Raw genomic sequence first — 20283 nt, forward strand, 5'->3', positions numbered from 1 at the left:
TTCAAATTAGTGTATGAAGAAAAAGACTAAGATTTTAGGAGTCATCACTGCAGTTTCAGCTTCAGTTGTAACGGGCTATTCTCTGGTATTTGATCTACCTAGCGCACCAACCTTGTCCATTATTGAAGGTGCCAAAACAGAAAAGCATATATTTTGCTATGAGAATGATTCGTCACAGCCCATCGATCAGAATGGCAAAATAAATGTCTTAGTGTGGAATATTTACAAGCAAAACCGAGATAATTGGCAGCAAGCGTTGCAACGTTATAGTGCCAATGCTCAGCTTGTTTTGTTGCAAGAGTCTAGCTTAACCCCAGATTTGGAACGCTGGATAGGTAGCAAAGGTAAATTTGCTATTCAGGTAGATGCTTTTAAAGCTTTTAAAGTTCCCGCAGGTGTCCTGACTTTCTCTTCCTCCTCTCCTACATTTGCTTGTGCCTACACGGAAAAAGAACCTTGGATCCGGCTTCCGAAGTCTGGTTTGTTTAGTTTGTATAAATTATCTAATGGGCAGTCACTGGCTGTCGTTAATCTACACGCTATTAATTTCACCTATGGGACGAAAGAGTATCAACAACAGATAAAAACGCTTGTTGCTCGTCTGCTGGAACATTCAGGGCCAGTTTTGGTTGGTGGAGACTTCAATAGCTGGAGTGCGGGTAGGCTCAAAGTATTGAAAAGTAATCTACACAAAATCGGTGTAGAAGAGGCGAAGTTTAGTCCAGATAATCGCCGGCAGTTTATTAATGGCCTGCCGCTTGATCATTTATTTTATCGTGGTTTAACACTTGAGCAGGCAGAGTCACCTGTAACAACGGCTTCTGATCACAGCCCCTTAATTGCCAGCTTCAGCCTTATTAATTAACCTCAGGTTTGGATAAGAAAGCCTGAGGTTAATTAGATTTGTTCTCATTAAGCTATGAGCACAAATTGACTGATAATTAAACGCTCACCTTAGTGACGTCAACATAAAGCTTTAACTTCTGTCCAGGCTGAATGTATTTTTGGTTCGCGAGACCATTCCATTTCACAATATCATTTCTGCTTACTTTAAAGCGGTATGCGATAGCATCGATGGTGTCACCAGATCTTACGCGATAGAAGACCGTACGAATAATTGCACCGTCGGTCGCTTTTTTCCATATGACGAGTTTCTGTCCAATACGAAGCGTGTCTCTCGGGCCCATGCCATTCCATTTTGCCAGTGACTTGTAGGACACTTTATTTTCGCGTGCGATGGTCCATAGGCTGTCACCAGATTTCACAGTATGAGTCAGCTTATATTTTCCTTGAGACTCAGCTTGAATTTTGGCTAGTCGGTTAGAAGCACTTAATGCGTAAGCTTGGTCATTCTTCGTTGATGTTGGAATAAGCAAGTATTGACCAATTCTGATGGTATTATTGGTCAAATTGTTCGCGACGCGAATGACTTTAGGTGTGGTGTTGTATTTTTTCGCTAACGAAATTAAAGCGTCACCAGACTTCACTTTATAGCGAATAAGCTTCATGCCTTTGCCAGGGTTGTCTTTGACTTCTTTCTCAAATCGGGCAACGGATTTGATAGGCAATAGAAGTTGATATGGGCCTTCAGGAGCGGTAGCCCATTGGTTGTAAGCAGGGTTAAGCTCTTGTAACTCCTTAACAGAAATGTTGGCGTATTTAGCTGCAATTGCCAAGTCTAGTTGTTCTTTAGGGTTAACTAACTCTACCACTGGTTTGTTCGCTATTGGTGGAATATGCACGCCGTATTTCTTTTGGTGTGCAACAATATCTGCGAGCGCTAACAACTTAGGTACATAAGCGCTGGTTTCACTTGGTAGATCAAGTGAGAAGAAGTCTGTAGGCTTTCCGAGTCTTTGGTTTTTCTTAATGGCTGCAGAGACACGGCCTCCGCCACTGTTGTATGCAGCAATTGTGTTATACCAGTTGCCATTGAAGCGTTTATTTAGCTGCGTCAAATAATCTAGAGCTGCATCAGTGGCCGCATCTACATCCCGGCGGCCGTCGTACCAGTAGTTGCGTTTTAACCCAAGGCTTTTGCCCGTGCCGGGTACAATTTGCCAAAGTCCCGCAGCGCTGCCGTGTGAATACGCAAATGGGTCGAACGCGCTTTCTACAACTGGAAGTAGAGCGAGTTCCAGTGGCAGTCCTCGTTTTTCTATCTTCTTAGTGATTAGGTACAGAAATGGTGCTGCTCGTTCAGAAACCACTTTGAGATGGCTCGGGTGGGTGATATACCAAGTGCGATAGTAATTGACCAATTGGTTGTTTGGAATTGGTATGTGAAGTTGCATGCCGATCCGATGCCAAACGTCTTTTTGCGATTGAGGCGTTACTTTCACAATTTCACGCTGAGCTTTGTGCGAGCTTTTTACAGAACTTGCCTGAGAACGAGATTGCTCCACTTTGCCTGTTGGGAGCGCTTCTTTCACAGATGGTGGAGGATTATTGGTTTGCTCAGGTAGATTTTGATCAGTGGACTGGGTTAGCTGACACCCTGATAAGAGCATGGCTAAAACCCAGCTGTATTTTACTCGCATTACACAGCCCTTTTTTGACACGGCTGCTGATAATACTTGTCAGGTCCTATGGGTGACAAGTAGCATTTTGTCAAAATTCGTTCTTCCATTGTCGCAATGCTGTAAATATTGACAAAGGATCGGTTTTTGTTGTTCGATTTGTGACCGACTTGATGACGCTAGGTTGATCTGTACGGAGAAATGGGTTGATCCATTTCTCTTGTCGTATCGTTGTTGGGATAGTCGGAGTATCTTGTCCTCTTAATCGATTAACCTTATCGCGATACTGTTGAAGGTGGTCGTTGTCCGGCTCGACAGCAAGAGCGAAAGCTATATTTGCAGCAGTGTACTCATGGGCACAGTACACTTCTGTTTCTTCTGGCAGTGCACAGATTTTATTTAGTGATGTGTACATTTCTTCCATGGTGCCTTCGAAAACGCGACCGCAGCCAGCAGAAAACAGCACATCGCCACAAAATAGCTTCGCGTCTCCTACATAGCCGATATGACCACTTGTGTGCCCTGATAGTCCTAATACTAGAAAGACTTCGCCAAATAATTCTATTTGATCGCCAGCTTTAACTTCATGAGTTAGGGTTGGGACGGGTTCACTTGCTGGGCCCACCACATTTATGTCTGGGTGCTGCCTTACAAGTTCTGGTACGCCACCAATATGATCGTGGTGGTGGTGAGTAATCAAAATAGCTTCTAACTTTAGATCGTGCTGTTTGAGATAATCTAGCACAGGCTCAGCATCTCCCGGGTCGACGACTGCACAGCGATTATCACTATTTTTTATCAGCCAGATGTAATTATCATTAAATGCAGGTATGCTTTTGATATGTAACATTCTTGAGTCTCCGACATCCTAGAGAAATAGATTATTAATGAAGCCAGCACGTAGCGAAAAAGAGCTAGAAAAACCCCACTCTTGGTCACAGTTAAAAAATGGCCAATGGGTGAGTGAATCTATTCAGCTTCGCCTTGATGAATGGAGCCCGAAACTATTTGGCTACCACTTGCTGAAACTCGGTGGTTTGAGCTGTGAGCTCACTAGCATTGATTGTAGTATTCAACACCAAGTGAACTTAGATATCCAGAACGAGTTGCATAATATTATCGCTGATGGCTACGACCTACCATTTTTAGAAAAAAGTTTTGACGCCGTCATTATGGCGCATCAATTGGATTATTGTAATGACCCACACAGAATGCTACGTGAAGTAGATAGAGTCATGATTGATGACGGCTATATTATCATCACAGGGTTTAATCCAATTAGCTTAACGGGTTTGTCGAGCCTTATGCCTTGGCGTAAAAACAACCTACCATGGAGTGGGCGAATGTTTACGCCAAATCGAATTAAAGATTGGCTAGGTGTGTTGAATTACCAAGTTATTCATCATGACTCTTACGCTGTGTTTCCTTTTCAAACCTACCCACCTATGTGGACAGCGTTGGAGAATAGTTTTAGCACTTGGATTCAATATTTTGGTAGCTTGTACTTTATTGTTGCTCGCAAACGCACTTATCCATTAAAACCTATTCGTCCTCATTGGCAGTTAAAACGCAAACTGTCTCCCGTTGGCGTTAACTGCAACACTCACACTAAAAATAACAGTTAAGCCTGCTCTGCAAGGTATCCGGTATCTTCTTCTGTTGGACTCTCTGCAGCTGTTCTTGCTAATTCATCGCAAATTTCATTTTCTCGGTGTCCTGCATGGCCTTTTACCCAGCGCCAATCTATTTGATGACGTTGTGACTCTGCGTCTAATGCTTTCCACAAGTCTGCATTTTTTACAGGCTTTTTATCCGCCGTTTTCCAGTTGCGCTTTTTCCAATTGTGTATCCATTGAGTAATTCCTTGACGTACATATTGGCTGTCGGTAGTGAGTATCACTTGGCAAGGCTCTTTCAGTGTTTTTAAGGCGACAACCGCAGCCATCATTTCCATTCGATTGTTGGTGGTTAATGTAAACCCTTTTGATAGAGGCTTTTCCACCTCTTTGTAGCGCATTAAGATGCCATAACCGCCAGGGCCGGGGTTACCTAAACACGAACCATCGGTGAAAATTTCTACTTGTTTCGTCATGATTTGATACTATTGAATGAAGTACGTTATTTACATAGTCTGACACAATTATTGTTATGAATACTAGCCACAATTCTGACCAAAATCGCATCGTTGTGCTCGATACGGAAACGACGGGTATGAATACCGATGGAGGTCCTCATTATCTAGGCCATCGAATTATTGAAATTGGTGCCGTTGAGATCGTTAATCGCAAATTAACTGGCCGACATTTTCACGTTTACATTAAACCTGACAGAGAAATTCAGCCCGATGCAATAAAAGTCCATGGTATTACCGATGAGTTTTTGCGCGACAAACCCGACTATCAGCAAGTACACCAAGAATTCCTAGAATTTATTAACGGTGCCGAGCTTGTCGCCCATAATGCGCCCTTCGATGTCGGCTTTATGGATTATGAATTTGAGAAGCTAGATAAATCTATCGGTTCGACAGCGCAATATTGCAAAATCACCGACACGTTAGCAATGGCCAAGAAGATATTTCCGGGTAAGCGCAACAACTTGGATGTTTTATGTGATCGTTACGGCATAGATAACTCGCACCGAACCCTCCATGGAGCTTTGCTCGATGCGGAAATTTTGGCAGACGTATACTTATTGATGACAGGTGGGCAAACGTCTTTGCAATTTAATGCTGGTGCCCAAGGAGATGGTTCGATGGGAGGAGAGTCGATAAAACGTGCAGCTAGTGGCAGAAAAGCGCTAAAGGTTTTAAGGGCTACCGCCGATGAATTAGAAGCGCACCAGAAAAGATTGGATCTTATTGAAAAAAATGGAAGTTGTCTCTGGCGGTAGAATAAAACAAAACTTTGTGAGGGATTGGGAGTCAATATGTTAAGGACGATGTGGGCTTTAATTGGCGTATTGCTTGGTACGAGCGCTATTGCTGCTACGGAGACCACTATGTCGTTACTAGATAATCGGTTTCGTATTGACCCCACCGTAGAACAAGTCACCTTCGTTATTTATAGAGAGAAACCCTCAAAGCCCGTCGTACTCGTTCGTCCTGATGGGACCAAGTATTTCGCTTGGAAAAAGCCAGAGAAGGTTCAATGGTATCAAGAGCCTTCAATGGATATCATTATGATTGACAAGCCTATGCCAGGCCCTTGGCAAGCCATTGGCAAAGTGACACCAAAGAATAATATCAAGCTGTTTTCTCACTTAGAGCTTTCTACCGATAAGATGCCAGCACGTTTATATCATGGTGAGCACGTCAAATTTACTGCACAGCTGACTTCTGACAATAAACCACTTGTTCTTCGAGATTTTCTCGATCGTTTAGAGTTAAAAGTAACGTTTACCAAGTATGTCCCAAACGAATCGGAGTTGTCAGAAGAAGCTCGACCTATACCCGAAGTTATTGGTGAGTTTGCTGATGATGGTAAGGGGTTAGATGAATACCCCGGCGATGGAGTGTTTACAGTGACATTGCCCATTAAGTCTCAACCAGGGAAATATATGGCAAGAATCACTTCAGGGAATGGCGTATTTCTAAGAGCCCGAGAACAGCAAGTTTTAGTCTACCCTGAGCCCTACCATGTTACTTTCATACAGGCTAGGGAGAAAGGAGTTGACCATCAGGTCATTATTTCAGGAGAAGAGGGGACAATAAAACCTGGCTCACTTGCTGCACACATTACTCGTATGGATCCGAATGAAAAAGAAGTTAAGGTTGAAGGGTATGCCGACAAAGACAGCCTTAAACTAGAGCTCAATTTACCAAATACAGGGACGCTTGGTAACTTCACTTGGTTTGGTCGAGTTTATGCCACAGAAGCAGGAACCAATCGTCCACTAATGTTTACTCTTAGTAATCGAACATACAGCGTTCTAGAAGATGTAGATATTGATGAAACTCGTCGTATTCAAGAAGAGAAAGAACTCCAGCAACAAAAACTTCTAGAAGAATTACGTATGCTGCAAATGAGAGAAGAGGCTCGCACTAGGAGTATGATATTTATCGGCATCGGTAACGTTGTGGCCATCATTTTAGGGCTTCTCGTTTGGTTTATATGGAAGAAGTTTAAAGCGAGTCGCCAAATCCCAGAGATGAAGTTAGATATTCCAGATGAGTAAAGCTACTGTGATGATTGAAATAGAAACCCGTAACCAAAAGTTACGGGTTTTACGTTTGTTAGTGTGGTTTATCAAGGCGATAAATTTCGCAAGATATACTACGCCACATGATGATTTAATGTATTAACCGGTAGTGTGGCAGAGCTAGTCAATTCATGTGGCTCAAAATCATCGACGTTGATGGTTTCTAAACGTCTATGTTCAGCGTCAATTAGAAGCTCGGCCTCTTGCTGAGTAATAATATTTTCTTTTAGGCCTACTTCAGCAACTTCATCCAACCTGACAAATGGACGCTTAGTATTGGTAGCTTTGCATACTCTTAAGAAAATAGGTTCAGCATCTAGGATAACGTGCAGGGCTTTTTCAATTTTCCCTACTGGGCTATTTGGGCAATCGTGGATAAATTGATTACGACCTAATCTAGAGCGAGTTGCTGATGGGGTTTGTAATATTCTCGCGACCTGGCTATCCAGCGTGTCACTAGGTTTACGGCGAACCTTCCCAAATGGTAAAACGATGACTTTTAAAAGCTTACCAAGCCATTTGTTCGGTAAGTTAGCAAGCAGCTCTTCAATCGCTTGTTCCGTTTTTTGTAAGCTATCTTGCAATCCCCAGTGCACTAGCGGTAAATCTTCTTTTTGCCTACCCTCTAGTTCATATCGTTTGAGGGTGGCCGTGCTCAGATAAAGCTGGCTTAGAACATCCCCCAAGCGAGCAGATAGGCGTTCTTTTCTCTTTAAAGAACCACCTAGCGTTGCCATGCATACATCTGAGAGTAGTGCGAGTGTAGCACTGTAGCGGTTGACTTGCTGATAGTAACGCTTAGTTTGATCTTTTGTTGGCGAGCTTGAACCCATGCCATCGACTAACCCCAGCCACAAGCTTCGAACGAGGTTGCTTAATGTAAAGCCAATGTGTTTAGTGAGGGCTGTATCGAAAGTTTGCATTGCGTCAACACTTGTTGAGTGCACGGATTGCATCTCTGTAAGAATATAAGGGTGGCAGCGAATGGCGCCTTGACCATAGATTATCATTGAGCGAGTGAGAATATTCGCCCCCTCTACGGTTATAGCAATGGGAGCACCTTGGTAGCCTCTAGCAAGGAAGTTGGAAGGCCCTAAGCAGATACCTTTTCCTCCAACAATGTCCATGGCATCAATGATTCCTTGTTGGCCTCGATGGGTGCAGTGGTACTTAACGATAGCTGAAATAACCGATGGCTTTTCACCTAAATCGATGCCTGCAACTGTGAGCGTGCTAGCCGCATCCATAACATACGTGTTACCCGCGATACGTGCCAAAGGCTCTTCGATTCCCTCCATATGGCCAATCGGTTGCTTAAACTGACGACGAATTCGAGCATAAGCACCAGTGGCGAGAGCGGCTGTTTTTAAACCACCAGTAGAGTTTGAGGGAAGGGTAATTCCACGCCCAACTGATAGGCATTCAACCAGCATTCTCCAACCTTGGCCAGCCATTTTGGGGCCACCAATAATAAAATCCAATGGTACAAAGACGTTTTCACCACGAGTAGGGCCATTTTGGAAAGGTATGTTGAGTGGGAAGTGACGGCGGCCAATGTCTACTCCTGAGATACTAGTTGGGATGAGCGCACAAGTAATACCGATATCTTTTTTGTCGCCTAGTAAGTTATCTGGATCTTTGAGTTTAAAAGCAAGGCCAAGAACCGTGGCGACTGGCGCTAAAGTAATATAACGTTTGTTCCAAGTCAGGCGCATTCCTAAAACGGTTTCGCCCTCCCATTCACCCTCACAAACTACCCCAAAGTCAGGAATAGAACCCGCATCGGATCCCGCCTCTGGGCTAGTCAGGGCAAAACACGGGATTTCTTTTCCTTCCGCTAATCGGGGCAGGTAATGCGCTTTCTGTTCTGGCGTACCATAGTGTTGCAGTAATTCACCTGGACCAAGCGAGTTCGGAACTCCAACGGTAGAAGATAGCACACTTGAAACACCGGTGAGCTTTTGTAAAACCAACGATTGAGCATAAGCTGAAAACTCTAAGCCGCCATATTTCTTTTTGATAATCATGGCAAAAAATTTGTTATCTTTGAGATATTGCCAAACCTCTGGTGGTAGATCTGCAAGTTCGTGCGTCACCTGATAATCGTTGACCATTTCACATACAGTATTCACAGGGCCTTCAAGAAATGCTTGCTCTTCTTCACTTAGCCTCGGCGCTGCGATGGTATTCAGTTTTTTCCAATTAGGTTTGCCAGCAAATAGCTCGGCTTCCCACCAAACAGTGCCAGCTTCGAGCGCTTCTGTTTCCGTTTGGGACATTTCGGGCAAAACTTTTCTAAAAAGCTTGAAGGCTCGGTTGGAAATCAACTTTTGCCTTACTAGATGAACTGAAACGATGGCAGAAAAAATAATAAACGTGAGCCAAGCTAACGGGCTAGTTAAGCCAAGAAAAGCGTTAACTACCATGACAGCTAGGAGTAGGGTTAAGGTTGTCGCTAATGAACGTCGATGATAGAGACAAACAAGTAATACAGCAAAAAAGGATATAAAGGCGAGTAGGGTTGCCATACTGAGTTCCTCGTATAGAGATTTAATAACTGGTATGTGGTCTTACCAGTTATTGTGTGTTTTTGTTATTAACTTGTAAAGAGAAATTTTTTATCAGATAAAAACTACCGACTTCTAAGAGTGTTTCAGTAATGTAAGTTTGGCAGTTTTGTTATCTGAGGTATGTTTCTTAACCTAAGATATGTAAATTGTTACTTTTCTGCTATCGAAGCGAGCAAGCCTTGATGTACACTCAAAAACTGAGGTCTGTTGACCTTTGAGCTCAAGTAGCTCTTTCTACCAGAATCGGCTTAGTAACCATACATTGATCAATTTAAGAGAAACCTATGTACCTAGATCTAATAAAAAGCGAACTCACGGAAGCAGCAGACGTATTAAATAAATTTATTAGTGATGAAAACAATATCGCGCAAATTCAAAAAGCAGCGAAGTTAATAGCAGACTCTTTTAAACAGGGTGGAAAAGTACTGTCTTGTGGCAACGGAGGCTCTCATTGTGATGCCATGCATTTTGCTGAAGAGCTGACGGGTCGTTACCGAGAGAATCGTCCGGGATACCCAGGTATTGCGATATCTGATCCAAGCCACCTTTCATGTGTGAGCAATGACTTTGGTTATGACTTTGTCTTTTCTCGTTATGTCGAAGCGGTAGGGGCATCAGGCGATGTACTATTTGGTCTGTCGACTTCTGGTAACTCTGGAAATATCTTAAATGCCATCGAAGCGGCAAAAGCGAAAGGCATGAAAACTATCGCTTTAACGGGTAAAGATGGTGGCAAGATGGCTGGGCTAGCGGATATCGAAATCCGCGTCCCTCATTTTGGCTACGCAGATCGAATTCAAGAAATTCATATTAAAATCATTCATATTATTATCCAGCTTATTGAAAAAGAGATGGAGTAATAGAAAACAAATCTTAGGGAGAGAGTAGTCTATGTGCGAGTTGCTCGGTATGAGTGCCAATGTTCCCACCGATATTTGTTTTAGTTTTGCTGGACTTATTCAGAGGGGGGGGAATACAGGCCCCCATAGCGATGGTTGGGGTATCGCTTTTTACGAAGGTAAGGGGTTTAGAACTTTTAAAGACCCCAACCCTAGCTGTGATTCAAAAATTGCTGGTTTAGTTCAAAGTTATCCAATCAAGAGTCAGGCTGTCATCAGTCATATCCGGCAAGCAAATCGTGGTGAGGTGAGTTTAGTTAATACCCACCCTTTCACTCGTGAGCTTTGGGGTAGGTATTGGACTTTTGCCCACAACGGTCAATTATCAGACTACGAAGGTTGGCCGACAGGTCGCCATCGTGCGGTTGGCGAAACCGACAGTGAGTTTTCTTTTTGTTGGTTGATGGATAAATTGGAAAGAGAATTCCCAGAGCCACCACAAGATATGATTGAAATGTTTAGGTTTGTGACTCAGTGCTGCGATAAGTTGCGCGATAGAGGTGTGTTTAATATGCTCTTGTCTGATGGTGAATATGTCATGTCGTATTGCACCAATCATCTCTATTGGATCACTCGCCGTGCACCTTTTGGAAAAGCCAGTCTTATCGATGAAGAGATGACCGTCAATTTCCAAGAAGAAACAACACCCAATGATATCGTCACAGTAATAGCGACGCAGCCTCTCACCAATGATGAGACTTGGCATCGAATGAAGCCAGGAGAGTTCTCGCTATTTCAAAATGGTGAGCTTATTGATGGTAATTCAGAACAACTTAAAGATGTTGCTTACGCTAAACCCAAAGAGAAAAAGAAAAGGGTATAAAAATGGGATGCATGTGCATCCCATTTTAACAACTCGAACAGTCGTTACTCTTCTGCGTAGCCGTGGATACCAAGCTGGTTTCCATCAAGGAAGGCTTTGCCTTCTTTCATCGTAAGACGTCCATCAACGAACCACTCAACGACTAGAGGGTAGATTCTATATTCTTGACTTTGAACTCGTTTTGTCAGTTCTTCGACATTGTCTTCGTCAAAAATTGGCACTTTTGCCTGCAAAATGACAGGGCCTCCGTCAAGCTGCTCTGTCACAAAATGCACGCTAGTGCCATGCTCTTCATCGCCTGCATGGATCGCACGCTGATAGGTGTTCAAGCCTGGGTATTTTGGTAACAAAGACGGATGGATGTTAACCATTCGGCCCATGTAATGACGAACAAAATCATTGCTAAGAATGCGCATGTAACCGGCTAAAACAATTAAGTCAGGCTTGTAGGTGTCGATCTGTGACATTAACTCTTGATCAAAAGCTTCGCGAGTATCGAACTGTTTAGGATCAACGAAAACACCATCCGCGCCAGCAAGTTTAGCTCTTTCAAGGCCGTAAGCATCAGCCTTGTTTGAAAATACAGCAGTCACTCTGCCTGTTGTTATATTGTTCTCACAAGCATCAATGATTGCTTGAAGGTTAGTTCCGTTTCCTGAGATTAAAACAACAATATTTTTCATGCTTAGCGGATCTCTACTTGTTCTTCAGTGCCACTGGCTTGAGCGATTTCACCGATAACCCAAGCGTTTTCTCCGTGCTCTTTTAGCAATTCAACGGCTGATTCTGCCTGTGCTTGTGGAAGAGCAATGATAAGACCAACACCACAGTTAAAAGTACGATACATTTCGTGAGTAGCGACATTACCTTTCTCTTGTAGCCAGTTAAAGATGGTTGGCCATTGCCAGCTGTTCCCATCAATCACTGCTTTTGTCCCCTCAGGAAGTACGCGAGGAATATTCTCCCAGAAACCACCACCAGTAATATGAGAGATCGCATGGATATCGTGATTTTCGATCAAATTAAGAGCAGACTTGATATAAATCTTAGTCGGCTCTAGCAGATGCTCGCCAATGCTTTTGCTTTCCAGCATTTCATCTTTGCTGGCGCCGGAGACTTCTAAAATTTTGCGAATTAGCGAATAACCGTTTGAGTGTGGACCGCTTGAACCAACTGCAATCAGTGCATCACCAGCGGCGACTTTTGTACCATCAATGATGTTTTCTTTTTCGACTACACCAACACAAAAGCCAGCGACGTCGTAATCTTCACCTTCGTACATGCCCGGCATTTCTGCCGTTTCGCCACCAATTAGTGAGCAGCCCGCTTGCACACAGCCTTCTGCAATACCAGATACAACATCGGCTGCAGTATCAACGTCAAGTTTACCTGTGGCGTAGTAATCTAGGAAAAATAGTGGTTCAGCGCCTTGCACGATTAAGTCGTTCACACACATCGCAACTAAGTCGATACCGATGGTATCGTGTTTAGCCATATCTAGAGCGAGGCGTAGTTTTGTTCCAACTCCATCTGTGCCAGAAACAAGAACTGGTTGCTTGTATTTTGTTGGCAGTTCGCAAAGTGCGCCAAAGCCGCCAATACCACCCATCACTTCTGGGCGACGTGTACGTTTAACAGAGCTTTTGATTCGATCTACAAGTGCATTACCTGCGTCGATATCTACACCAGCGTCTTTATAGCTTAAAGAAGAATTGTTACCGCTCACGGGAAATCCTCGGTCTTAATATTAGATGTGAAAACGGCGCTATTCTACCAGTGCTTAATCCAAAAGAGCAAACGTTTGCGCTAGTTTTTTTGTTTGAGTGAGTCTAGCCCTTAGAAACCTTGCCTAACCTAGCTTCCAAGACTAAAAATCAGTGAGTCGATTTGATGTTGAATAATGTATCTTCCATCGAGTTGAGTATATAATCTGCTAAGTTTTTAGTAATTCCCCACGCCCTCTGGAGATAGAAATGAAAGTCGTTGAAGTTAAGCATCCTCTTGTAAAGCATAAAGTCGGATTGATGAGAGAAGGTGACATTAGCACAAAGCGTTTTCGTGAATTAGCCGCTGAAGTTGGTAGTTTGCTGACTTATGAAGCAACCGCCAATTTTGAAACCGAGAAAGTGACAATAGAAGGGTGGAATGGCCCAGTTCAAGTTGATCAAATAAAAGGCAAAAAAGTAACAGTGGTGCCTATTCTTCGTGCTGGCCTAGGTATGATGGATGGTGTATTGGAGCATATTCCAAGTGCAAGAATTAGTGTCGTAGGCGTTTATCGTGATGAAGAAACCCTTGAACCTGTCCCTTATTTTAACAAGCTTGCTTCGAATATAGATGAGCGGATTGCCTTGGTCGTTGATCCTATGTTAGCGACGGGTGGTTCGATGATTGCAACTATCGATCTGCTAAAAGAAAAAGGTTGTACGCACTTCAAAGTATTGGTGTTAGTTGCTGCGCCAGAGGGCATTGAAGCGCTAGAAAAAGCGCACCCAGATGTTGAATTGTACACTGCTGCAATAGACGAAAAGTTAAATGAAAATGGCTACATTGTCCCTGGTTTAGGTGATGCTGGCGATAAGATTTTCGGCACGAAGTAATTACCCGCTAGATAAAGAGAAAAGAGGCGATAAATTCGCCTCTTTTCTTTTTTAGGAGGGGATGTTCCCACTTATTTACCTAGCTTGAGTGTTCCTTTTACCCGGTTTTGGTTTGACGATTTAGAAGAACCGTTTTCTTCACGTTTAAAAGTTTTAGTGATGTTCTTGGCTTGCTTGTTTTTATTGCTCTTAGAAGAGTGAGGGCTCTTACGAAACTTATCTGCATCATGGCCTGCGTAAGTTTTCTGCTTCTGATTTCGTCTTGCTTTAGAAGCTTGGTTCTCTTCTCTACTATCAAATAACTTCGCATCTGTGGCTTTCTTTATATATTTGCCTTTCTGGTCTGCGCGAGAAGCTTCCTCTGTTCCAACCGAGCCTTCGCACATCGCGAGTATCTCAGCTATTTCTTCATTGGATAGATAGCGCCACTTTCCGTTAGGGATACCATCTATTGTAATGTTCATGATACGAACACGCCTTAACTTAAGAACTTGGTAGCCTAGTGCTTCACACATACGGCGTATCTGACGGTTTAGGCCCTGAGTTAACACGATACGAAAGGAAAATTTGGTTTCTTGGGAAATCTCACATGGCAAAGTGACAGTATCCAAAATATTCACGCCTGAGCCCATCTGTTTAAGAAAAGATGCAGTGATAGGTTTATCTACTCGCACCACATATTCTTTCTCGTGGTTGTTTCCGGCTCTCAGTATCTTATTGACGATGTCTCCATCATTGGTCAAAAAAATCAGACCATCAGAAGGTTTATCTAGGCGGCCAATTGGAAAAATTCTTTTGTGATGACCAATAAAATCAACGATATTACCTGGCACGTCTTTTTCCGTGGTGCAGGTGATGCCTGTTGGTTTATTCAGGGCAATGTAGATAGGTTTTTCTTTAGCGCGAACGGGCTTACCATCGATACAGACGTCATCTCCTGGGTTCACTTGGGTGCCTTTTTCAGGAATCTGTTGGTTGATGGTAACTCGGCCTTGCTCGATAAGTTTGTCTGCTTCTCTGCGAGAGCAAAAGCCAGTTTCACTAATGAATTTGTTCAGTCTTTTGGTATTACTTTGGGTCATTATGTTCTCTTAACGTTTCACAACGGAATGAAAGTGTGCGAATAGTATACGTTTCTACAACTAAAGGGAATAGAGCATCATTAATCACTTCATTCTCTTTTGGTGTCTTTCTCGGTTTTCTAACTTCTTTTCGTTACTTTTTCTAAGCAACACGTAAACTGCGCCACTGCCACCATGATGCCGTTGTGCGCTATGAACACATTGAACGTCTTTGATTTGTTCGAGCCAATTCGAAGTGTAACTTTTCATTAGTGCAGGCGGGTTCGATTTTTCTCCACGACCGTGGATGATGATGACCGTACGAATATCGAGTCGGATACATTGCTTAAGAAATTTCACCACTTCATCTCTGGCTTCTTTAAGCGTTTTCCTATGTAAGTCGAGTTTGGCCTGAATAGGGTATTTCCCCAACCTCAATTTTCGATATACGCCTTCTTGAACACCATCTCGCTTGAACTCCACAATATCATCGGGCTTAAGCATTGGTGCATGGTCAATAGACAAATATTCAGGATCATCTTTGTCTAATGACATCGCCGCTTGACGTTTAGCAGCATGAGACTCGGTAGCTTGAAATTGTTTTTTTAATTCAGCGGTATCATTTTGCAACGGCTTTACATCGGCCATCATTTCTTGGAACAAGTCAGAATCTTCAGACATAGATAAGCTCACTATGCAGGTACTACATAGGCTGAGTATACCAATATCAAGTGAATTTGGCAGGGTGGTTACTGGTTATTACTCTTAGGTAATAAAAAACCGAAGTAGATAAAGTATCTACTTCGGTGCAAAGCACAGTTCTATTTACCCAAGTCAAATAAATAGAAGCTAAGCGATCTAGTGAGGAGATTTGTCATTCTTAACTTTATAGATAAAAAACACGCTAAAAAAAAGCATAAGGCTTAGTGCACAGAGGATCACTATCATGGACGAGAGCCCAATTGCGTTACCAAAAAGAAGATTAAGCCAAAAGTCCATATTGCCCCCTATAAAGTTTTGAAGACAAAATTAGACTAAAACTTAATCATCAAACTGATACTGATCTGGATCAATTGTATGTGTTTAGTTATCAATATGTAGGAGTAACTGTGTTTTTAGTCACACCCGATAACTTTTGCTGTAATATTGACCGCATAATGATGTGTTTTTATTGAAGTAAGCAAAATGGCTTGATTTTGGTGAAGCAATCCGTATTATACGCGCTGCTGATAAAGCGATTCAGCAGATTCGGTGAATAGCGCAGTTTGGTAGCGCATCTGGTTTGGGACCAGAGGGTCGGGGGTTCGAATCCCTCTTCACCGACCACATTTAAGGCCTCAGTAGAAATGCTGGGGCCTTTTTGCATTTTATTTGATAGTAATTTGGGCCCAGAGAGTCGGGGGCTGGAGCGCCAGTCCGATCGATCCCTCTTCACCGACCACATTTAAGGCCTCAGTAGAAATGCTGGGGCCTTTTTGCATTTTATTTGATAGTAATTTGGGCCCAGAGAGTCGGGGGCTGGAGCGCCAGTCCGATCGATCCCTCTTCACCGACCACTTTTAAAGCCTCAGTAGAAATACTGGGGCCTTTTTACGTTTTAAATCTGACATTTCACGGGCTGACTTGCAGATAGCTTTTTGATGGTGAAGCCTTTTTGTTTTAGCAGACTCAATAGGTTGTCTTTTCCGACTAGATGCAGAGCACCAACTACAATCAAGTAGTTGCCGTTTTTGTTTGGTAGGAAATTGTTGGAAGTCAGTTTGTTTGCCCAGTCATGATTGCGCTTGAATATAAACTTGTTGTCAAAGTCACTTGAAAATGAAGTTTGCTTGGCAAAGCCTTCTAAGGCGGAGACATCACCTTGTTTCCATGCCTTCACTAGGCACTGGCTGTACGCTGAGCTTTTATTAAATTCATCCAATGTATTTTCTAATAAGGATTTGCCCCCTTTAGGTAAATTAATTAAAAGGCCGAACTGAAACTGAACACTTTCAAAGCCAATAATAGGAATATTGTTCTGTTCAGCGAGGGTCATGACTCTATGATCGACACCCAGTTCAGGCGATAACCCAAGTTGATGAAATTGACCAATTTGAAGCGTTAAGGCGGTTGCCCAAGGCGGCGACTTCTCTAATACACTCATTTCTAACCCAAGTTTATGGCTAATTTTCTTAAGCTGTTGAGTATCTTTTGAATCTAGTACTTGTTTGGTTGTTATTGTTGGGGGCGGAAGATCTGATGGGGCAAATTTTCTAATATCTGCTTCGACGATGAGGCCGTCACTCTTTTTTAAAAACTGGATAACTGGTTTCGGTAATGGATACATATTATGCTCGCCGACATGAATTGACCCCATGAGCATCAAGTGAGTCTCACCTCGTTGTGCACTCCAAAATAGAGGCTCGGCATAGGACAAACTACTCACCAATACGAGCAGTAATGTTATGAATCTAGTCAAAATGTTTACCTAAGTATGATTAACAAAATCTGTTTATTCAGTGTATACCCAATTGTGGCGAATAAATAACGCGGGGACAATTGTAGTCTTAGATGTGTGAGTGGTAGAATGGCGCGCAAATTTGACTTCTTACTGAAGCAATCAGCAACAGTTTATAAGTATAGGTATTCATCAAATGACGGTTAAAACGCGTTTTGCACCTAGCCCAACAGGCTATCTTCACGTAGGTGGTGCTCGTACGGCACTTTATTCTTGGTTATATGCGAAAAACCAAGGAGGAGAGTTTGTTCTTCGTATTGAGGACACGGACCTAGAACGTTCAACTCAAGAGGCTGTTGACGCTATCTTGGAAGGTATGACTTGGTTGGGATTAGAGTGGGATGAAGGCCCGTACTATCAAACCAAACGTTTTGACCGTTACAATGAAATGGTCGATAAGCTTTTAGCAGAAGATAAGGCTTATAAGTGCTACGCATCCAAAGAGTTGCTAGATGAAGTTCGTGCTGAGCAAGAAGCGAACAAAGAAATGCCTCGCTACGATGCAAACCATCCTAAAATTAAAGCTGCAAATGATGCTGAGAACGATGGAGAACCTTGCGTCATTCGCTTCCGTAACCCAAAAGAAGGTAGCGTAGTATTTGAAGATCAAATTCGCGGCCGAATTGAAATTGGTAACGACCAACTTGATGATCTGATTATCCGACGTACTGATGGTTCTCCAACATACAACTTCTGTGTTGTAGTCGATGATTGGGATATGGGTATTACTCATGTTGTTCGTGGTGAAGACCACATCAATAATACGCCTCGTCAGATCAATATTTATGAAGCCCTTGGTGCTCCAGTACCCACATTCGCGCATTGCGCAATGATTCTAGGCGATGATGGTGCCAAACTGTCTAAGCGTCACGGCGCTGTTTCAGTGATGCAATACCGCGATGAAGGCTACTTGCCGAATGCGCTAAACAACTACTTAGTTCGCCTAGGTTGGTCTCATGGTGACCAAGAAATTTTCTCTCAAGAAGAGATGATTGAGCTATTTAGCTTGAGTGCAATTAGCAAATCAGCATCGGCATTTAATACTGACAAGCTGCTTTGGTTAAACAACCATTACATCAAAACCTCTGATCCAGAGTATGTGGCCGAGCACTTGCAATGGCATTTAGATAAGCAAGGTATCTCGCTAGAAAATGGCCCGGCGATTACAGAAGTGATTAAACTTGTTGGAGAGCGTTGCAATACGCTGGTTGAATTAGCGGAACAGTCTCGTTATTTCTACCAAGATTTTTCAGAGTTTGATGCTGCTGCAGCTAAAAAGCACTTACGTGGAGTAGCAAAAGCGCCACTTGAATTGGCATTGGAGAAAATTAACCAGTTAACAGAATGGACAACTGAAAACCTTCACAACGTGATTAAAGAGGTTTGTGAAGAGCTAGACATCGGTATGGGTAAAATCGGAATGCCACTTCGAGTGTCGGTCACTGGAGCAGGCCAATCGCCTTCGGTTGATGCAGTGATGCAGCTTATTGGTAAAGAGAGAGTGGCGTCTCGAATTGAAATGGCGTTAGAGTTTATTCGACAGCGCGAAGCCAATGCTTGATTAGGTTATTGGCTCTATAAATAATAAAAAAGCGGCGTTAAAGCCGCTTTTTTATAGGTATTAGTTAACAAGTCATTTTTTTATTTTAAATCAATACTCGCAACACGACCCATATATTCTAGGATTTCTAAATTGTCTTTATTGGCTTCTAACAAGGCTTTTTTTGTTTTCGTGTACGCGCCCAGTTTTCCGTGCTTATTTACGGAGCAAACTACACTTTTATAAATAAGTTTCCCTTGAGTGTCGTAGTTACGCCAAGCTGCAATATAACACTCATCCTTAAATTCAGGATCATCTTTAGTAGGCCTTGGTTTATAAATGATTTTTGGCTCGAGTGAGTGCGGTAGCCGAGTCATTAAGTATGGATCTTTTAGCAGACGGCGCCAAAACTTCCCCCACATTTCAAGGCCTAATTCGTTGCGAAGTTTAATTGCTTTTTGCAGTCCCTTTCTTTCACCAATACGAATATAACCAACTGATCTATGTAATACAGTGTCATCGGGACAATGTATATGAATTTTATACGCAGTTTTTGCTTTGGATATAAATCGATGTCCAGTGTTTGTACTAAGGTTGCTCTTGTTCATTTTGTTTTGTTGAAAATTTAATCAATATTGCCACTGGGTCAATTAGATTAAATTCTTGCGATGAATACCATGCTTTACAGAGAAAATGGGTATTAGCACGATAATATTTAGCCAAATTTTATAAAAACCAGTATTAACCCCAAATTACATCTGAACTAAATTTCGAATATAGGCTTTGGGAGAAGAATTAAGGTGCTTTTTAAATACAGTGATAAAAGCCGAGCTTGATTCATACCCCAACTCTAAAGCAATGTCGGTTATCGAACGGTTATTTTGTAGGTGTTCAAGTGCCGTTAATATTCTGAGTTTTTGCCTCCATTCAGTAAAGCTGAGTTGGCACTCTTTGGAAAAAAGTCGATTTAAGGTTCGAACAGAGGCACCAGAATATTTGGCTAAATCGGAAAGGTTTCTATTATCGCTAGGGTTATTGTGGAGAATTTCACAGACTTTTTTAAGCCTTGGATCTGTTGGCCAAGGGAGGTGCAGTGGGCTAATTGGTGCTTGATAGATTTCTTCAATCAGGATGGTCATTAGAGCTGAATTCACGTCGTTCATCTGGTATTTATCCTGCCAAGCACTGCAGCCTCGATGAATAAGTTCTTTTAAAAAAGGTGAGACTTGGATGACTTTAACTTCGTTACCAATTTTTTCACCTAACTTGCTATCAATATGAAAGCTTCGATAGCTGGCTGGGGCGATATTATTGACTTGATGAACGATGCCTGTTGGAATCCAAACCGCGCGCTGAGGAGGAATGATAAAGCTGTGGTTTCCAGCTTTTACATTGATGACCCCTTGAGTGGCATACTGTAGCTGACACCATTCATGGGAGTGAGCAACACCAACAGAGTTTGCAGCTCTTTCATCAGTGATGGCTTCAATTGGCCGGAACAATTGTTCTTTTTCTACAAATTGGCGCATTGGCTAAATAATGTGTCAGTATTGATAAATTAAGACATCCATTTTATC

The 20283-nt window shown here is 42.6% G+C and carries 20 protein-coding genes and 1 tRNA gene; 9 read left to right on the top strand and 12 right to left on the bottom strand.

Annotated features, from left to right (window positions below):
* Positions 1-13: 13 nt before the first annotated feature.
* Positions 14-865 carry an endonuclease/exonuclease/phosphatase family protein gene (locus ACM2FC_RS17520; protein ID WP_498482264.1) on the top strand — a complete coding sequence of 284 codons (852 nt, stop codon included), beginning with the start codon at positions 14-16 and terminating at the stop codon, positions 863-865.
* A gap of 76 nt (positions 866-941) precedes the next feature.
* Here ACM2FC_RS17520 and ACM2FC_RS17525 read toward each other — a convergent pair whose 3' ends face one another.
* A complete protein-coding gene (locus ACM2FC_RS17525) occupies positions 942-2540 on the bottom strand; it encodes a lytic transglycosylase (RefSeq protein WP_498482265.1) in 1599 nt (532 codons plus the stop codon).
* A gap of 70 nt (positions 2541-2610) precedes the next feature.
* Positions 2611-3369, bottom strand: coding sequence for a hydroxyacylglutathione hydrolase (gene gloB, locus ACM2FC_RS17530; RefSeq protein WP_498482266.1), 759 nt, complete (start codon positions 3367-3369; stop codon positions 2611-2613).
* A 37-nt stretch (positions 3370-3406) separates the two neighbouring features.
* Here gloB and ACM2FC_RS17535 point away from each other — a divergent pair, with 37 nt between their 5' ends.
* Complete coding sequence (locus tag ACM2FC_RS17535; RefSeq protein ID WP_498482267.1) at positions 3407-4144, top strand: class I SAM-dependent methyltransferase; 738 nt, start codon at positions 3407-3409, stop codon at positions 4142-4144.
* Here ACM2FC_RS17535 and rnhA read toward each other — a convergent pair.
* Positions 4141-4611, bottom strand: a complete 471-nt coding sequence (rnhA, locus tag ACM2FC_RS17540; RefSeq protein WP_498482269.1) for a ribonuclease HI — start codon at positions 4609-4611, stop codon at positions 4141-4143. The two genes, ACM2FC_RS17535 and rnhA, sit on opposite strands and share 4 nt — an antisense overlap.
* 56 nt (positions 4612-4667) lie before the next feature.
* Here rnhA and dnaQ point away from each other — a divergent pair, with 56 nt between their 5' ends.
* Both dnaQ and ACM2FC_RS17550 read left to right on the top strand, forming a co-directional pair.
* Positions 4668-5408 carry a DNA polymerase III subunit epsilon gene (gene dnaQ / locus ACM2FC_RS17545; protein ID WP_498482270.1) on the top strand — a complete coding sequence of 247 codons (741 nt, stop codon included), beginning with the start codon at positions 4668-4670 and terminating at the stop codon, positions 5406-5408.
* Positions 5409-5444: 36 nt separating this feature from the next.
* Positions 5445-6692 (top strand): TIGR03503 family protein, encoded by a 1248-nt coding sequence (locus ACM2FC_RS17550; RefSeq protein WP_498482271.1) that lies wholly within the window; start codon positions 5445-5447, stop codon positions 6690-6692.
* Between the two features lie 98 nt (positions 6693-6790).
* Here the strand turns inward: ACM2FC_RS17550 and fadE are convergent, their stop codons facing one another.
* Positions 6791-9244, bottom strand: coding sequence for an acyl-CoA dehydrogenase FadE (gene fadE, locus ACM2FC_RS17555; RefSeq protein ID WP_498482272.1), 2454 nt, complete (start codon positions 9242-9244; stop codon positions 6791-6793).
* A gap of 326 nt (positions 9245-9570) precedes the next feature.
* On the opposite strand from fadE, the gene lpcA reads away from it, so the two are divergent.
* Together lpcA and ACM2FC_RS17565 are read left to right on the top strand one after the other, a co-directional pair.
* A complete protein-coding gene (lpcA, locus tag ACM2FC_RS17560) occupies positions 9571-10146 on the top strand; it encodes a D-sedoheptulose 7-phosphate isomerase (protein WP_498482273.1) in 576 nt (191 codons plus the stop codon).
* Between the two features lie 31 nt (positions 10147-10177).
* The gene (locus ACM2FC_RS17565; RefSeq protein ID WP_498482274.1) at positions 10178-11008 is read left to right on the top strand and encodes a class II glutamine amidotransferase; all 831 of its coding nucleotides are present in this window, start codon (positions 10178-10180) and stop codon (positions 11006-11008) included.
* 44 nt (positions 11009-11052) lie between these two features.
* On the opposite strand, the gene purN is transcribed toward ACM2FC_RS17565, so the two are convergent.
* Together purN and purM are read right to left on the bottom strand one after the other, a co-directional pair.
* Positions 11053-11691 (bottom strand): phosphoribosylglycinamide formyltransferase, encoded by a 639-nt coding sequence (gene purN / locus ACM2FC_RS17570; protein ID WP_498482275.1) that lies wholly within the window; start codon positions 11689-11691, stop codon positions 11053-11055.
* Between the two features lie 2 nt (positions 11692-11693).
* Positions 11694-12734: a phosphoribosylformylglycinamidine cyclo-ligase gene (gene purM / locus ACM2FC_RS17575; RefSeq protein ID WP_498482276.1), complete on the bottom strand. Its 1041-nt coding sequence runs from the start codon at positions 12732-12734 to the stop codon at positions 11694-11696.
* A 247-nt stretch (positions 12735-12981) separates the two neighbouring features.
* Between purM and upp the strand changes: the two genes are divergently transcribed.
* Entirely contained in the window at positions 12982-13608 is a 627-nt protein-coding gene (gene upp, locus ACM2FC_RS17580) for a uracil phosphoribosyltransferase (RefSeq protein ID WP_498482277.1), read from the top strand.
* A gap of 71 nt (positions 13609-13679) precedes the next feature.
* Here upp and rluF read toward each other — a convergent pair whose 3' ends face one another.
* From rluF to ACM2FC_RS17595, 3 genes are all read right to left on the bottom strand, one after another.
* Positions 13680-14690, bottom strand: a complete 1011-nt coding sequence (gene rluF / locus ACM2FC_RS17585; protein ID WP_498482278.1) for a 23S rRNA pseudouridine(2604) synthase RluF — start codon at positions 14688-14690, stop codon at positions 13680-13682.
* A gap of 84 nt (positions 14691-14774) precedes the next feature.
* Positions 14775-15350 (bottom strand): DNA endonuclease SmrA, encoded by a 576-nt coding sequence (gene smrA / locus ACM2FC_RS17590; protein ID WP_498482279.1) that lies wholly within the window; start codon positions 15348-15350, stop codon positions 14775-14777.
* 177 nt (positions 15351-15527) lie between these two features.
* Complete coding sequence (locus tag ACM2FC_RS17595) at positions 15528-15668, bottom strand: DUF3149 domain-containing protein (RefSeq protein WP_498482281.1); 141 nt, start codon at positions 15666-15668, stop codon at positions 15528-15530.
* Between the two features lie 250 nt (positions 15669-15918).
* On the opposite strand from ACM2FC_RS17595, the gene ACM2FC_RS17600 reads away from it, so the two are divergent.
* Positions 15919-15995, top strand: a tRNA-Pro gene (locus ACM2FC_RS17600).
* Between the two features lie 271 nt (positions 15996-16266).
* Here the strand turns inward: ACM2FC_RS17600 and ACM2FC_RS17605 are convergent.
* Positions 16267-17127 carry a TraB/GumN family protein gene (locus ACM2FC_RS17605; RefSeq protein WP_498482282.1) on the bottom strand — a complete coding sequence of 287 codons (861 nt, stop codon included), beginning with the start codon at positions 17125-17127 and terminating at the stop codon, positions 16267-16269.
* Between the two features lie 175 nt (positions 17128-17302).
* On the opposite strand from ACM2FC_RS17605, the gene gltX reads away from it, so the two are divergent.
* Complete coding sequence (gltX, locus tag ACM2FC_RS17610; RefSeq protein ID WP_498482283.1) at positions 17303-18727, top strand: glutamate--tRNA ligase; 1425 nt, start codon at positions 17303-17305, stop codon at positions 18725-18727.
* Positions 18728-18807: 80 nt separating this feature from the next.
* On the opposite strand, the gene ACM2FC_RS17615 is transcribed toward gltX, so the two are convergent.
* Both ACM2FC_RS17615 and ACM2FC_RS17620 read right to left on the bottom strand, forming a co-directional pair.
* Positions 18808-19314 (bottom strand): Fe3+-citrate ABC transporter substrate-binding protein, encoded by a 507-nt coding sequence (locus ACM2FC_RS17615; RefSeq protein WP_498482284.1) that lies wholly within the window; start codon positions 19312-19314, stop codon positions 18808-18810.
* Positions 19315-19458: 144 nt separating this feature from the next.
* Positions 19459-20235: an AraC family transcriptional regulator gene (locus ACM2FC_RS17620; protein WP_498482286.1), complete on the bottom strand. Its 777-nt coding sequence runs from the start codon at positions 20233-20235 to the stop codon at positions 19459-19461.
* Positions 20236-20283 lie beyond the last annotated feature (48 nt).

The sequence above is a fragment of the Vibrio sp. A37 genome (assembly GCF_059777565.1).